We start from the raw sequence: 15,093 nt of genomic DNA, 5'->3' as shown, positions 1-15,093 counted from the left end.
CTCCGGCTTTTATGCCGTTTTCGTCCGTGCGTTGACGCGGATGCAGATCGACGCGCGTCGTCGACAGCCTGGAGAGAAAACTTGAAGAACACCCCTTACCAACGCGCCGCCGAGGTCGTCTCGCATCGTCGCACCGCATTGCGGCAGACAGCGCGATGCATTGTGGCGTTCGTCGGATCGCTCGCGGTTCTGTCCGGATGCGCGGCAACTGTCGCAACAAAACCTGCCCCTGATGCGAACGCCCCAGAGTGCGCTGACGTATCGGTACGCCTTCCGGATGCTGTCGGCGAGCTCGAGAGCCGGACGACCGATGGCCAGGCGACGGCCGCGTGGGGAGACCCCACCGCTGTTGTCTTCGCCTGCGGCCTTGAACCGCCAGCGCCGACGACGTTGCAATGCGTGACTATCAATTCCGTCGACTGGATCGTTGACGACGAAGAACTGCCGAACCTGCGGTTGACGACGTACGGACGGGAACCTGCGGCCCAGGCGTACGTCGACACGACTCGCCTGTCTGCCGACACTGTGCTGCAGGCACTCGCGCCGGCGGTGCAGATGCTCCCGAAAACGGCTGCCTGTTCTGCGCCTGATGAAGGTGCATCGGACGACGACGACGCTCCCACGACAAGTGGCTCAGGAGACCTCCCATGAGCGTGCGAAGCACGCGCGTTATCGGTCCCGCGCTCTTGTTGACGGCAGCCGTTGTCGCTCTACTTTTGGGTCTCGTCGTCGGAGGGGGCGCCGACCCGCGCGTGGCCAGTGATCCCGGCGCCGTCGTTCGGTGGGGACTTCCGGCCGCCAAGTTCATCGTCAATCTAAGCGCCGCCGTCATGGCAGGATCGGTCGTTCTTGCCGCGTTCGCCCTGCGACGTGGCGAGAAGGAGTTCGACATCGCGCTGGACATCACGTCCATCGGCGCTGCCGCCCTCACCATCAGCAGCGGAACGACCGGGTACCTCACGTTCCTGTCGTCGTTCAACCCCGAAGTATCACTGGGTCCCGCTTTCGGACAGCAGTTCGGTCGGTTTCTCCTTGAAACCGAGCTCGGTCGTGTCTGGTTGATCACGACGGTGATGGCTGCCGTCATCACCGTGATTTCCTACGCCTTCCGCGGTTGGGGGGCCACGCTGGTCCTAGTCGTTCTCTCCCTCACATCGCTGGTCCCGATGGCGACACAGGGCCATTCGGGTAGTCTCGCGAACCACGACGCAGCCGTGATGGCCTTGGTGTTGCACATCACAAGCGCCGCCGTGTGGATGGGTGGGCTGATAGCGCTCGCGTACTTGAGGCCGAATCTGCGGGAGCATCGGTTGCGTGTGATTGTTGAGCGGTACTCAACCATCGCGCTCGTGGCGTTCGTCATTGTGACCGCCTCTGGGGTCGCTCGTACGATTGCCTCGGTGCGGGGCTGGAATGACCTCGCCAGTGCGTATGGTGTCGTGCTCATGCTCAAGGTGGTCGCGCTGACGTTGCTTGGGCTCGTCGGAGTGGCGCACCGACGTTGGTTCATCCGGCGGAGTGTCGGAGAGCGTGCGCCGTTCTGGACCTTCGTGGGCATCGAGTTTGCCATCATGGGCGTGGCCAGCGGTGCTGCAGCGGCGCTCGCGCGCACCCCTGCGCCGGCCGACACTACGGCCCCGGTGCTGACTACGCCGGCAGAGATTCTCACTGAGGCACCTCTGCCACCTGAGCTCACATTGGCTCGATGGTTTGCGGGCAACGATGTGAATGTGCTGTGGCTGCTGATTGCGGCGTTCGGGATCTTCTTCTATCTGGCGGGAGTTCGCCGGCTGCGGCAGCGTGGCGAGGAGTGGCAAGCGTCTCGAACGTCGGCGTGGGTGCTGGGTATGGTGTTGCTGGCGTGGGCCAACGGCGGGGCCGTCGCGGTTTACGCCGAGTACCTGCACAGTATTGACGCGGTGGGGCGAGTGCTGTTGCTGCTCGTGGTTCCCTTCTTCCTTGTTCTCGGTGCGCCTTGGCAGCTAGCGATGACGACGATCACCAGTCGTACTGATGGAAGTCGTGGAGTTCGCGAGTGGTTGCAGGCCGCTGCCGGATCGAGCGTCATACGCTTCATCGCACGCCCCGTTGCCACGGTCTGCGCCTTCGCGCTTGTTCTGTGGTCCACGTCGGCGACGGGCGTGCTCCGAAGCACCCTGGCTGACCCGTTGCTGCATGAGCTGCGCGTCGCTGGTCTTCTGTTCGTCGGGAGCCTTCTCTTTTCTCTGCTCTTTCGTCGAAGGGCTATGCGCGGTCATTGGACGTGGTGGACGGCCATCGTGGGTCCTGCCGCCGCGCTCGTCGGCGTCGGTGGCTGGGTCGCTCTGCAGAGCGGCCTGATTGCCGCCAACTGGTTCGGGGCGATGGGCCGCCAATGGGGTCTCGAGCCGATGGCGGACCAGCGAATCGCCGGCATCGTCATCCTGGTCTCCGGCCCGCTGTTGGTCTTCGTCGGGATCGCAGTCAGCCGCTCACTGTCTTCTTCTCCAACATTCTCAGCCTCGGGGCAGATCCTGTCCCACGCTTCTCGAAAGGTTCACTCATGACATCCCTGTCCGCTCGAATCCGCCGGATCGGGGGCGCCGCGTTCGCCACGGCCCTCGTCGTCACGCTGCTCAGCGCCGCCCCAGCAGTCGCTCATGACAACTTGACTGATGCCGTACCCGCTGCTGGCGAGACAGTGACCAGCTTGGATGCGGTCGCTCTCACCTTTAGCGGTGAACTCATCGACTTCAGCCAGACCAGCTTCGCGCAGGTTCAGGGGGCTGACGGGCTCTTCTACGAGTCCGCCTGCTCCACAATCGAGCTCAATGTGCTCACAACCCCCGTCGCCCTCGGTGCCTCGGGCACCTACACCGTGTTGTGGAACGCCGTATCCAGCGACGGGCACCCTATCTCCGAGTCGTATCAGTTCGAGTACGTGGCATCTCCGGACGCGTCCGTCGCACTCGGCTGGGATTCCCCGGCGTGTGGGAACGAGGACACGCGCACTCAACCTGCAGCGGCACCCACCAGCACCCCGGCCCCAATGGAGGACGATGTCACTTCGACACCGCAGCCGCTCGAGGACAGCGAAGCGCCGAACGCTTCCGGCGAGATCGTCGTCGTTCTTGGCATCGTCGCGGGGGTCATCGTTCTCGGTGGCCTGACAATCGCGACGATCTCGATCTTGAGCCGTCGACGGAAAAGGTCCGAGTGAGTTCGGTAGGACGGCTGATTCAAAGAATCGCTTCAACGCGCTGGCTACAATCGACGTGTGGTTCATTCGATTCGACCTGCCCGTGATGGGCTGTCAAGTCGGAGCCAATTGATAATGCGGCTCATTACCACCATCGGACTAGCGCTCTTGCTCGTTTTCGCAATCGGCGCCGCAGCGCACGGCAGCGCCGAACTCACCTCGCAGGCCGCGCCGAGTGTCGTAATGACGGCGTCCGGGGATTCGAGTGTCGTTGCCGATGAAGCGACGAGCGTCGCCGAGGAGTCGTCGCCCAGTTCGGAACTGGACCCCGCCACAGGCGCTGTACTGTGCGTCCTCGGAATTCTGTGCGGGCTCGTGGCGGCCGTCCTCCTATACCGCATGTTGTACCGTGACGCGGGTTGGGCGTTCTCGACAGCCGTCAGAACGATGCTGTCGTCTGCACCCACGGCTCGCCCCACTCCACGGCGAATGTCCTTGCCTCTAACGGCTCTCGGTCTCTCCCGCACCTGACACACCGAAGGACCGCGCAACGAGCGCGGGCCGTTTCTCGACCTTCGTCCGTGTCACCTGTCTGTGGAGTACCCAATGAAACCTGCCGTGAAAGCCGGCCTCGTTGCTGTTGCCGTTGCCATCGTCCTCATCGTTGTCGCTGTGATCTTCGTCCTCGTGAATCAAAGGAACTCCGCGCCGCCCGCGTCCGAGGACGGGGGAACCGCGCCTCAGGTGCTCCGAGACAACTCTTACGTACTCGATGACGGGGGAGAGGGGGCCGTGACCATCGTGGAGTTCCTCGACTTCGAATGCGAAGCGTGCGGTGCTTTCTATCCCGTGGTTGAAGATCTGCGGAAGAGGTACGACGGAGAGATCACGTATGTCATCCGGTACTTCCCGCTGCCCGGTCATCTGAATTCCCGGAACGCTGCGTACGCGGCGGAAGCAGCGGCTCAACAGGGCCGTCTCGAAGAGATGTACCGCATGCTCTTCGAGACCCAGTCGCAGTGGGGAGAAGCTCAGGAGTCCCGGGCGAGCGTCTTCCGAGGATTCGCGGAGGAGATCGGCCTGGACATGGCCGCGTACGACGCGGCGATCGCAGATTCGGGCACAGTCGAACGTGTCGACCTCGACTACAACGACGGCCAGGCGTTGGGGGTCAGCGGTACACCGACCTTCTTCGTCGACGGAGAGCCCGTCACACTCGAGCGGTACGACGACCTCGAGAACGCCATCGTTGCTGCACGCGAGGCGCAGTGACGCTAGCAGGGCTGTCTCACCGTCGGGTCATCATCGTGGGCTCGGGCCACGCCGGGCTCTCCGTCGCTTCGGAGCTCGCGCGAATGGGACTGGTTCCGCAGCGGGACTTCGCGGTCATCGACAGTGACTGCGATGGTCGACGCTCGTGGGGATATCGCTGGTCATCGATGAAGCTGTTGACCGAAGCGGGACGCAGCGCCGTAGCAGGACGTCATCTCGCCGGAGACCCCTACCGCCACCCCTCGCCGCGCGAGATCGAAGAGCATCTCCTGTCGGTGGAGTCCTCGCTGCGCATCACCACCACGTGGGGCGTTCGTGCGACCGGCGTGCAGCGTCTAGGCGACGGGTCGACCCTCCTCCTCTCCACCAATGAGGGGCAGGTTCAGACTCGCAATATCGTCTGCGCGAGCGGATCCGCAGGTCGCCCGCGTATTCCTAGCTGGGCCGTAGAGACGCAGGCGCCGGGCATAGTCCTACACAGCGCGGACTATCGTGGCCCGACACAGATTCCCGCGGGCGACGTTCTCATCATCGGGGCGGGTCACAGCGGACAGCAGGTTGCGCGCGAACTCAGCAGCTCCCACCGCGTCACGTTGTCGTCCAGGTCGCCGCAAGGTCACAGTCCCGGAGCGGGACGGGGCCGCTGGATGGGGCGGCAGTTGCGCGACGGTAGGGCATCACACTCTCCTAACTGGGAGGCGCTCGGCGTCACGTTGATGCCCGCTGCGGTGGCCGTCGACGGAGCACACATCATCTTCGAAGATGGTCAGCGAACCGCTCCGCAGTCGGTGATCTTCGCGACCGGCTATCTGCCCGCCGACACCTGGCTCCCGACTGACGTTCGAGACTCGCCTCGCGGACGCGGAACGACAGCGGTGCCTGGTCTGTTCATCGCCGGCATGCCGCTGTACAGCAAGCCGGACGCCGACACCTTCGACGGAGCACGTCGCGACGCGATGCTCATCGCACGGCGGATCATGAAACGCCCCTGAACAACGCCCACGTCAGTGAACCCCGGAATGAGGAAAACGCATGAGACATCAGAACATCACTAAGAGACTGGAACACGCAGTCGCTGCGGTGCTGCTGGTGGCGGCCGCGACCTTCATGCTGGGCTCGCAGGCAACGTCCGCGGCCGCGGCGACGGAAACCGTGCCGCCGGCTGTGTCCTCGACGCCGTCGCCGACCGCAAGTCCCAGCCCTTCGGAAGCACCTACCCCTTCGGGAACTCCGACCGAGACTGAGTCGGACAAGGAACGTCACGAAAGACAGAACGGGGAGCGACCAGTAGAGCGGGACGATCTCGGGTTCCTCGGGATCATCTTCGTAATCGGTATCGGATTCGTTCTCGCCGCGGGAGCCGTCGGTGTCGCAGTCGCCGGGCGGAAGCGACGCCGCGAAGACCGCGCGGCGGCGGACACCGAGATCGAAGGGTGATGATGAACGCCCGGATTCCGAAAAACGCGGTCGCCTTCGCGGTTGCAGGTGCGACGGTTGCCATTGACCAGGTGTCGAAGGCCATGGCCCTCGCGGAGCTGAGCACCACGGAGCGTATACCGCTGTTGGGTGACCTTTTCGGGCTGCAGCTCGCGTTCAACCCCGGCGCGATCCTCTCGTTCGGCTCCGGCGCGACCCCGTTGCTTACGGCGGTGGGCGTCATCGCAACGGTCGCCCTCTTCATCAGCGCCATCCGGTCCCGTACCGCATGGTGGGCGGTCGGTATCGGGTTCATACTCGGGGGAGCTATCGGCAACGTGCTTGACCGCCTCTTCGCGCCGCCGGGTTTTGGTCGCGGGTACGTGACGGACTTTCTCGCCTATTCAGACCTTTTCATCGGAAATATCGCCGACGTCGCGTTGGCGGTGGGGGCTGTTGTGCTCGCCATCGGCCTTTTACGCCGACGACGCAACACCCCTGAGGACCCTCAGAGTGTTTCCTCACATCTGAACGACAACGAGATGAGTGACCGGATATGACGCAGAAGAAGCGCACTCCCTCCACCTACCAGAGAAATGCGCTCGCGCCCAGCCTCATTGCCGCAGCGGTCCTGTTCCTCGCGCCTGTGCTGCTGACGACCGAATGGGCAGCTGTGGTGCTCTACGTGACGTCGATCCTGGCCATCATCGTGGGGTGGTTTGCTGTGCAGGCGCGTCACTGGTGGTGGGCGCCGGTGTTCGTCGCCATCGCGGTTCTGTGGAACCCCGTGGCACCATTCCCGTTCGAAGGACCGGTGTGGGTTGGGGTTCAGGCTGCTGCGGCGGTCGTGTTCCTGGTCGCCGGAAGTCTCATCAAGTTCCCGCGTCCATGATGTTCCTCTCACGTGCTCCACACCTCGACATCACGGAGAGCGCCCGTCGATGACGCTGTGGATCCCCGATGCCCCACCTTCCTTCCCCGACTACTTCGCCGTGGTCCCGGGGGCGCTTCCCGTGCTGCCTGCAGTCGCAGGGCTCCTTGCGGTTTTCTACTCCGTCGGCGCGATTCGGATGTGGGTGCACGGTCGGAGATGGTCAGTGTGGCGCACACTCAGCTTCCTCAGCGGGTGCGCAGGTCTTGCGGCGACGACCGGACTGGCGGTCGAGAACTACGGCTACGCGCTGATGTCGGTGTTCATGTTCCAGCAGCTCACCTTGATGATGGCGATCCCGCCACTGCTCGTCTTGGGATCCCCGGGGACGTTGCTGCTTCGCGCGACCCCGCACCGGGGAATGGGGCGTGTGGTTCTGACCATGGCTCATGCCGGCCTGCGCAGCAGACTCGCTCGGTGGACATTGAGCCCGTGGACCGCGCTCCCGCTCTACCTCGCGGCGTTCTATGGCTTATACCTAGCAGGGCTCGCGGACACGATCTTAGGCTCGACCACAGGTCACATAGCACTGGAAGTGGCTTTCCTCGCGGCGGGCATCATCTTCACCATCCCCATCCTCAGTTCCGATCCGCTTCCCGTCCGGCTCAGCCATGGCGGTCGCGCCCTGGACGTATTCGCCGAAGCCGCCCTGCATGCGTTCTTCGGCGTGTTTCTCATGATGTCGACCACCATGCTCATCACGCACTTCGTCGCTCCCACGCAGGCGATGGGCCTGGATCCCATCGAGGATCAGAGGCTCGCCGGGGGACTCGCATGGTCGTACGGCGAAGCGCCGACGCTGCTGATGTTGATCTACGTCATGCATCGATGGTTCCGGGACGACACGGCACGGTCCCAGGCGCAAGACCGCTACGAGGACCAGCACGGGTCCTCCGAGCTCGATGAGTACAACGCCTATCTCGAGAAGCTGCGCGAGCGGGACACCTGAACATGACTGAGACACTCACATCCACGCGCCTACGCAGTTCCCGCTCGACGGAGACCGATCCGATGCGTCCACTCATCACACTGTGGCTCGCAGTTCCGCTCGCCGCGGCCGCCGGGCTCGCGATGGACCTCGCGAGCCCAGAGCTCAGCTGGTGGCCGCTCGCATTCGTGAGCGTCATCGTCGCCCTGGCGACCACCGTCGGGCGCAGCATCGGTGGAGCGCTGCTCGTAGGTCTTGTGTTCGGCGTGACCTTCTACTCGCTGCACCTGGACTGGGTCGGTGAGTTTCTCGGCCCGGTACCCCGCATCGCACTGGTCGGGCTTCAGTCCATGATCTTCGGAATCGGTGCGATCCCCATAGCGCTGGCGTACAAGTGGACGAGTCGACTCCGACGCGGCGCCGTCCTTCACGTCATCGTCGTTCCCGTACTCATCGGCGTGCTCTGGGTCGGGCGGGAGATAACGCTGGGATCGTGGCCATACGGGGGATTCCCGTGGGCGCGCCTCGGGATGACACAGGTGGAGGGGCCCTTCCCCGAGGTCGCCTCCTGGGTCGGAGTGACCGGTCTCTCGCTCGTCATCGCGACGATCTCGGCCAGCGTCGTGCAGTGGTTGCGCATGGGGCTGCGATTTCTGCCCGCCACAGCGCCTGCTGTGCTTCTCCTCGTCGGGCTCACCGTCATCCCGCAGTTCCCGACGACGGATGCGGGCGCCTTCCGAGTCGGGTGGGTTCAGGGCAACGGCCCCTCCGGATACTTCGACGACCGATCCCCTGGAGAGCTGCTGAGCGCTCAAGTCGACGCGACGGAACCGCTCCTCGACCGGAAGACCGATCTGCTCGTCTGGCCGGAAGGATCGGCGGAGTTCGACCCCTTCCGAGACGAACGAGCCGGCGCTGTGCTGGATGAGATCGTGACCAGGTCGGGGAGCCCCCTCCTCGGCAATGCCGCGACGACGAGAGGCGCCGAGACGTTCAACACCTCGTTCGTCTGGACGCAGGACTCGCTCGATCCCCAGATCCACGACAAGGTCAATCCAGTCCCGTTCGGTGAGTACGTCCCCGACCGATGGTTCTATGAGCAGTTGGCGCCGGATCTCGTCGGGCTCATCCAACGCGAATACACACCGGGCACCAATGCGCCCGTCGTCACAGTGGGGAAGACCGCCATCGGGTTGGCGATCTGCTTCGACGTCATCTTCGACGGCGTCATCCGCGCCGGCGCCGAACGAGACGTGGGACTCTTCGTCTTTCAGACCAATAACGCCGACTTCCGTGGATCGGATGAGAACCTCCAACAGCTCGCCTTCGCTCGCATGCGCGCCATCCAGACCGGGAAGAGCGTGGTCAACGTGTCCACCGTCGGCACCAGTCAGGTCATCGCCCCGGACGGAAGCATCCTCGCGACCGCTGGCGTGGATGAGGTCGCCGCTGAGATCACGGACGTTCCCCTGCGCACCGGCACGGCACCGGGGATCTTCGTCGACCAGTGGACCGCGCCCGGCATCGTCATCCTCGGGATCGGGGCCATCGTCGGGCTCGCCATCCACTCTCGTCGGCGTTCGACTCGCCTTGCACACCTCTACGACGACCCAACCCGAAAGGTCGAACAGTGACCGCGCATGAAACTCGCCAGGCGGCGACTACTGACGCTCGACGTGAACCGGCCCTCACTCGCGCGGCCCTCCGATACCAGAGAGCCGCGGCCGCAACGGATAGGATTCCGCAACTCACTCGCGCAGAGCTCCGGCGCGCTCGCGAGTCCACACCACTCGGCGAGCCGGATGCGGCGGCGTCGACGGTCGCGATCCAGGGCGCGCCTGAGGACGACGCCCCACGTGGACAGCCCTCGCCTGCTGGGTCCCGCGCCCGGAACATCGGAAAGAAGCTCATCGCGGTCGGCACACTCGCAGTCGCTTCCTCTTTCATGGTCGGCATGACCATCCCCGCGGCGACCATCGAAGCATCCAGAGCCGATACCAACGCACGGTTCTCCTCCACTCAGAACCTGGCGAGCGACGACATCCAGGCCTTCGTGGTGCCCGGGGACACCGCAGCAGTGGACCTTCGTCGGGAGAACGACTACAGCGTCTCATCGGCTCCGCAACTCGCAGCTGCCGCCGGGATCCGCTACTTCAACGGATCACTGCAGTCGGCCCCGGATGCAGACGTCCAGTGGCCGTTCCCCGTCAGCGTTCCCACGTCGTCCAACTTCGGACCTCGATGGGGACGGATGCATGAAGGGGCGGACTTCACGCCAGGGGAGGGCTCTCAGATCCGGGCCATCGCGGGGGGAACGGTGCGCATCGCGACCGAGAACGGCGGAGCTTTCGGGGTGACCGTCTACATCGAGAGCACCGTGGACGGCCAGACGGTGTTCAGTCGGTATGCGCACATGCTGAACGGATCGCTCGGCGTCCGCGAAGGCCAGACCGTCTCGGCGGGGACCGTGGTCGGAAGAGTCGGCAACACCGGCCGCAGCTTCGGTGCGCACCTGCACCTCGAGGTGTCGACGAAGAACGGCAAGCTCGACCCCGTCTCCTGGTTGCAGGAGAAGACGAGTGGATGAGCGGCGGGGTCCTCTCGTCGGTGCCGGCAGCGCGAGAACGGCACAGGAGACACCCCTGACCATACCGGCTCATCCGCGTGCGCCCTTCTCCTCGAGTCTTGTCCTTCTCGTGCTCTTGTCGATGCTGCTGATGCTCGGCGTCGCGTGCGCGACGGTCAGCGCGGCGCCTGTCCCTCCGACGGCGGTCTCAGCCTCCGGCCCCGACCCGACAGCCCACTTCGGAGCAGCCGACGATCCATCCGAGGTGGTCTCCGGGGCATCCGGGAAGGCGGCCACCTCGCCGGGCGAGGGACTGGGCGCCGTTGTGTGCGCGGTCGGAGTCCTCTGCGGTGCCCTGCTTCTCGTTGTCACCGCCCGATGGCGTCGGCCATCGTCGACGAAGGACATCGTGTGGAGGTTCGCCACAATCGCCCCCGTGCTCCCGCGGATAGGTGTCCGGGTGACAGCATCCACCCTGCTGCAACTCCGCGTCTCGCGGACCTGAGTTCCCGCGGTCCCCATCGCGTCGTCAGCACCCCGCCGTCGACGCGCGCCAACTGATCGTCGTCCCGGCGACCGCGCCAGCGCGGGCCGCGATGGCACCCGGCGCCGCAGCGGACTCGTTCTCTCCTTCGCACGTGATGTCGATACGCGTCCGTGAGGCGAGCGACTGTGACGCCCTTCCCACACGCGCACCTGAACAGGAACCTCCATGCACTCCAGATCCGCCGACCCACCGCCCGCCGCGGTCAGTACCTCGCGAGGACGTCGTCGATGTCGCACCGTAGTCGCCGCCATGTCGATGGCTGCTCTCATCGCGCTGGCGGGCTGCGCATCCAATGATTCCCTCTCTCAGCAGTATCGGGACGGCAACGAGAAGGGCTTCATCGCCGGTGACTTCCAAGTCATCGAGATCCCTGAAGCCGAGCGTGGTGAACCGGTCGAGTTCGAAGGCGTCACCGAGACCGAGGAGAACGTGTCGTCCGACGACTACCGAGGCGGGGTCCTCGTGGTGAACTTCTGGTACGCCGCGTGCGGGCCCTGCATCGTCGAGGCGCCGTTCCTCGAACAGGTCTGGCAGGACTACCGCGACGAGGGCGTGGCCTTTCTCGGGGTCAACACCTACGACCAGCCCGCGACTGCGTTGTCGTTCGCGAAGGACAACGGCGTCACCTACCCGAGTGTCATCGACGTGAACGACGGCAAGGTCAAGCTGGCGTTCGTGCAGGTGACGCCGATCCAGGCGACGCCGACGACTCTGGTGCTGGACCGCTCCGGGCGAGTCGCCGCCCGCGTGATCGGTCAGCTGGAAAGCCCGTCGATCCTCGCCACCCTCGTCGACGGCGTGCTCGAGGAGAAGATGCCGTGAGTCCCGGTGCACTCATCGTCGACGGCGCTCTCTGGCTCGCGCTCCCCGTCGCCCTCCTCGCGGGACTCGTCTCCTTCGTCTCCCCATGCGTGCTGCCGCTCGTCCCGGGATATCTCGGGTATCTCGGCGGAACGATCCCGCCCGGCACGGGGAGCCGCAGTCCGGCACGCCGCCGGTTGATGCTGGGGGTCACCTTGTTCATCGCGGGCTTCACCGTGGTCTTCGTGGTGGTGACCATCCTCGGAGGGACATTCGGATTCGTCCTGCTGCGATACGCGGACATCCTCACGCGCGTGTTCGGGGCGATCATCATCGTCATGGGACTCGTCTTCATCGGAGTCTTCAACATCGCCCAGCGATCCGTGCGCCTCCGTCTCGGCAACCGGGCCGGTCTCGTCGGAGCTCCGCTTCTGGGGTTCGCGCTCGGCGTCGGGTGGACGCCCTGCATCGGACCGACACTCGCGGCCATCATCTCGATGTCCTGGAACCTCGGCGACCCGGCACGAGCGGGCCTGCTCGGTCTCGCGTACTCGCTCGGTCTGGGCATCCCCTTCCTGATCCTCGCGGCGGGGTGGGGATGGGCGTCCTCGTCCGTGGCGTTCCTCCGACGCCATGTCCGCGCTCTCAATCTCATCGGTGGAGCGATGCTCATCGCCCTCGGGATCCTCATGGTCTCTGGGGCGTGGACGTCACTCATGTCCCAACTTCAGCAGGTGATCATCAATGTCCCGCTCCCGCTCTGACTCCCACACCGCAAGCGATCCGCTCCGACCAAGCGACCACGCTGAGACCGCCGCTGCGGCGGAGGTGACCAACCCTTCACTCAGCGTCGTCGGATGGCTGCGTTGGGGGTGGACCCAACTGACGAGCATGCGCACCGCACTGCTGCTTCTGCTTCTGCTGGCCATCGCTGCCATCCCGGGCTCTCTGTTCCCGCAGCGCAGCGCAGACCCGAACGGCGTCGTGCAATGGCGGCGGAACAATCCCGAGATGTTTCCTCTGGCAGACGCCCTCGGACTGTTCGACGTCTACATCTCACCGTGGTTCTCCGCCATCCACCTTCTGCTGTTCCTATCGCTGATCGGCTGCGTCATCCCACGCGCGAAGCATCACTATGTCGCGCTGCGCTCGCGTCCCCCGCGGACACCGTCGCGGCTGTCGCGACTTCCCGCCCATCGCGAACTGGTGGTCGCCGCGGACGGTGACGATGCGGAGCGTGTCATCGCCACGGCCTCCGACATGCTGAGCCGGTCCGGCTATCGCGTCGAACGCTACGACCAGCGAGGTTCCTTCTCCGTCTCGGCTGAGCGGGGCTACCTCCGGGAGACGGGCAATCTCGTCTTCCACGTCGCGCTGGTGGGAGTTCTCGTCTCTGTCGCCGTCGGCGGATCATTCGCTTATACCGGTCAGCGCGTCGTCGTCGAAGGAACGACCTTCGTCAACGCTCTCAGTGACTACTCGTCGTTCAACCCGGGGCGTTTCGTCGACGGCGCCGGTCTCGTTCCGTACTCGCTCACGCTCGACGACTTCCGGGTGGCCTATCGACTGCCGGGCACCCCCGGCGCGGGCCAGGCCGAGAACTTCGATGCGCAGGTCACCGTCCGTCAGCCGGGGCAGGAGGACAGCGAGCAGAGCGTGCGGGTGAACTATCCGATCACCGTCGCGAACGACCGCATCTACCTGCTCGGAAACGGGTATGCTCCGACGCTCACTGTGAAGAACGGCGACGGCGACATCGTCTTCAGCGAGTCGCAGCCGTTCCTCCCACAGGACTCGAACATGACGTCGCTGGGCATCATCAAGATCCCGGATGGCTTGCCGAAGCAGATCGGGCTCGTCGGCTTCTTCTACCCCACCCAGGGAACCCTCCCGTCCGGAGCATTCACATCGATCTATCCCGATGTCGTGGACCCGGTACTCACGTTCAACGTCTTCAGCGGCGATCTCGGAATCGACGACGGCACGCCGCGCTCCGTCTACACCCTCGACGTGAGCGGTCTCGACCAGGAGACCGGAGGCGACAGCGGTGTCGAATCGCTGGAGCTCCGTCCCGGGGACACTGTCGACCTCCCGAACGGGTGGGGATCTGTGACCTGGGAGATCGACGAGGAGATGCAACCGGTGAAGCGATTCGCGTCGCTGCAGATTCAACAGGATCCCAGCAGCGGGGGAGTGCTCGTCTTCTCCGTCATCGCGATGGCCGGCTTGTTCGCCGGACTGTTCGTACCACGGCGACGTGTATGGGTGAAAGCGCGCGCAGTGGAAGACGGCGTGCGCGTCGAGTACGCGGGCCTCGCACGAGGGGACGACCCGACGTTGCAGCGCGCCATCGATGAACTCGCACGCCGACACTCGACTTCGGTCGACGCACGACCCGCACCCGCTGACGACACAGACCATTCCCACGACTCCACCGAAAGGACCCCGTCATGACCGATCTCAGCCTTGACGGCATCTCCCTCCTCCTCGTCTGGACGGCGATTGCCACGTACGTTCTCGCCTTCGCGGCGTACACCATCGATCTCGCGCAACGCAGTGCGGTGTCGACCTCTGCGCCGGCGCGAACATTGGTCGCCGCTGGCGGGAACAGAGGCGATTCGCCGGAGCCCGCACCCCCTGCGAGCGCCGGGAGCGACGCGCACTCACCACGCCGGGTCTGGGCCCGGATCGGGACATCGCTGACCGTTCTCGCATTCCTGTTCCACCTCGGTGGAACGCTCGGCCGCGGTATCGCCGCCGAACGTGTTCCCTGGGCCAACATGTACGAGTTCGCGCTCACGGGGACGCTTCTCATCGTCGCCGTCTACCTCGTGGTGCTGCGGTTGTACGACCTGCGTTTCCTCGGAGCCTTCCTTCTCGGCATGATCGTGCTGCTCCTCGGCGGCGCGACACTCGGTTTCTATGTCGAGGTGGCCCCATTGATGGACCCGCTGAAGAGCATCTGGCTCGTGATCCACGTCTTCGTCGCCTCACTCGCCACGGCGTTGTTCGCGCTCGCCTGCGGAGTGTCGGTCACGCAGCTCATGCAGGGTCGTCGTGAGCGCCTTCTGGCGGCCGACTCGGTGATGCGCAAGGCGAAGAAATCCCCCCGCTTCCTCACCACGATCCCCTCGGCGGAGACTCTCGAGACTCTGGCCTACCGGTTCACCATCGTCGGATTCATGTTCTGGAGCTTCACACTCATCGCCGGAGCGATCTGGGCGAACGATTCGTGGGGGCGCTACTGGGGATTCGACGTCAAAGAGGTGTGGACTTTCGTGATCTGGGTTCTCTATGCGGGATACATCCACGCCAGGGCGACTCGGGGATGGCGCGGTTCCAGATCGGCCTGGTTGTCGATCGTCGGATTCGCAGCCGTGCTGTTCAACTTCACGATCGTGAACATCTATTTCCCCGGCCTCCACTCGTATTCCGGGCTCACCTCCTGACAGGC

General features: G+C 64.8%; 15 protein-coding genes. All 15 read left to right on the top strand.

The annotated features are described in order from the left end of the window. The first annotated feature begins 81 nt into the window (after window positions 1-81). The 15 genes from A4X16_RS17450 (at window position 82) to ccsB (ending at window position 15,088) form a co-directional block, all read left to right on the top strand. On the top strand, window positions 82-651 hold the full coding sequence (locus tag A4X16_RS17450) for a DUF3515 family protein (protein WP_231880291.1): 570 nt from the start codon (window positions 82-84) through the stop codon (window positions 649-651). Beyond that, a complete protein-coding gene (locus tag A4X16_RS06595) occupies window positions 648-2,546 on the top strand; it encodes a cytochrome c oxidase assembly protein (protein WP_067118180.1) in 1,899 nt (632 codons plus the stop codon). The genes A4X16_RS17450 and A4X16_RS06595 overlap by 4 nt, the downstream gene beginning before the upstream one ends. Further along, complete coding sequence (locus A4X16_RS06590; protein ID WP_067118178.1) at window positions 2,543-3,199, top strand: copper resistance CopC family protein; 657 nt, start codon at window positions 2,543-2,545, stop codon at window positions 3,197-3,199. Before A4X16_RS06595 ends, A4X16_RS06590 begins: the two co-directional genes overlap by 4 nt. A gap of 585 nt (window positions 3,200-3,784) precedes the next feature. Continuing rightward, window positions 3,785-4,450, top strand: a complete 666-nt coding sequence (locus tag A4X16_RS06580) for a DsbA family protein (RefSeq protein ID WP_067118175.1) — start codon at window positions 3,785-3,787, stop codon at window positions 4,448-4,450. Next, on the top strand, window positions 4,447-5,442 hold the full coding sequence (locus A4X16_RS06575) for an NAD(P)-binding domain-containing protein (RefSeq protein WP_067118173.1): 996 nt from the start codon (window positions 4,447-4,449) through the stop codon (window positions 5,440-5,442). Before A4X16_RS06580 ends, A4X16_RS06575 begins: the two co-directional genes overlap by 4 nt. A 40-nt stretch (window positions 5,443-5,482) precedes the next feature. Further along, complete coding sequence (locus A4X16_RS17755; protein ID WP_096715880.1) at window positions 5,483-5,887, top strand: hypothetical protein; 405 nt, start codon at window positions 5,483-5,485, stop codon at window positions 5,885-5,887. Further along, a complete protein-coding gene (locus tag A4X16_RS06570; protein ID WP_067118171.1) occupies window positions 5,887-6,426 on the top strand; it encodes a signal peptidase II in 540 nt (179 codons plus the stop codon). Before A4X16_RS17755 ends, A4X16_RS06570 begins: the two co-directional genes overlap by 1 nt. Beyond that, on the top strand, window positions 6,423-6,758 hold the full coding sequence (locus tag A4X16_RS06565; protein WP_067118169.1) for a DUF6804 family protein: 336 nt from the start codon (window positions 6,423-6,425) through the stop codon (window positions 6,756-6,758). The genes A4X16_RS06570 and A4X16_RS06565 overlap by 4 nt, the downstream gene beginning before the upstream one ends. Before the next feature lie 49 nt (window positions 6,759-6,807). Further along, entirely contained in the window at window positions 6,808-7,746 is a 939-nt protein-coding gene (locus A4X16_RS06560) for a cytochrome c oxidase assembly protein (RefSeq protein WP_067118167.1), read from the top strand. 62 nt (window positions 7,747-7,808) lie between these two features. Then, complete coding sequence (lnt, locus tag A4X16_RS06555) at window positions 7,809-9,359, top strand: apolipoprotein N-acyltransferase (RefSeq protein WP_231880290.1); 1,551 nt, start codon at window positions 7,809-7,811, stop codon at window positions 9,357-9,359. Window positions 9,360-9,679: 320 nt separating this feature from the next. Continuing rightward, window positions 9,680-10,312 carry a M23 family metallopeptidase gene (locus A4X16_RS06550; protein ID WP_197491788.1) on the top strand — a complete coding sequence of 211 codons (633 nt, stop codon included), beginning with the start codon at window positions 9,680-9,682 and terminating at the stop codon, window positions 10,310-10,312. A gap of 781 nt (window positions 10,313-11,093) precedes the next feature. Continuing rightward, window positions 11,094-11,660: a TlpA disulfide reductase family protein gene (locus A4X16_RS06545; RefSeq protein ID WP_082914342.1), complete on the top strand. Its 567-nt coding sequence runs from the start codon at window positions 11,094-11,096 to the stop codon at window positions 11,658-11,660. Beyond that, the gene (locus tag A4X16_RS06540; RefSeq protein ID WP_067118158.1) at window positions 11,657-12,403 is read left to right on the top strand and encodes a cytochrome c biogenesis CcdA family protein; all 747 of its coding nucleotides are present in this window, start codon (window positions 11,657-11,659) and stop codon (window positions 12,401-12,403) included. The genes A4X16_RS06545 and A4X16_RS06540 overlap by 4 nt, the downstream gene beginning before the upstream one ends. Then, a complete protein-coding gene (resB, locus tag A4X16_RS06535; protein ID WP_067118155.1) occupies window positions 12,384-14,093 on the top strand; it encodes a cytochrome c biogenesis protein ResB in 1,710 nt (569 codons plus the stop codon). Before A4X16_RS06540 ends, resB begins: the two co-directional genes overlap by 20 nt. Next, window positions 14,090-15,088, top strand: a complete 999-nt coding sequence (gene ccsB / locus A4X16_RS06530) for a c-type cytochrome biogenesis protein CcsB (protein ID WP_067118152.1) — start codon at window positions 14,090-14,092, stop codon at window positions 15,086-15,088. Before resB ends, ccsB begins: the two co-directional genes overlap by 4 nt. Window positions 15,089-15,093: the final 5 nt, after the last annotated feature.

The organism is Microbacterium sp. H83 (genome assembly GCF_001650405.1).
Lineage (GTDB): Bacteria > Actinomycetota > Actinomycetes > Actinomycetales > Microbacteriaceae > Microbacterium.
The sequence above is the reverse complement of the archived record's forward strand: the minus strand, read 5'-3'. Positions and strand labels throughout refer to the sequence as shown.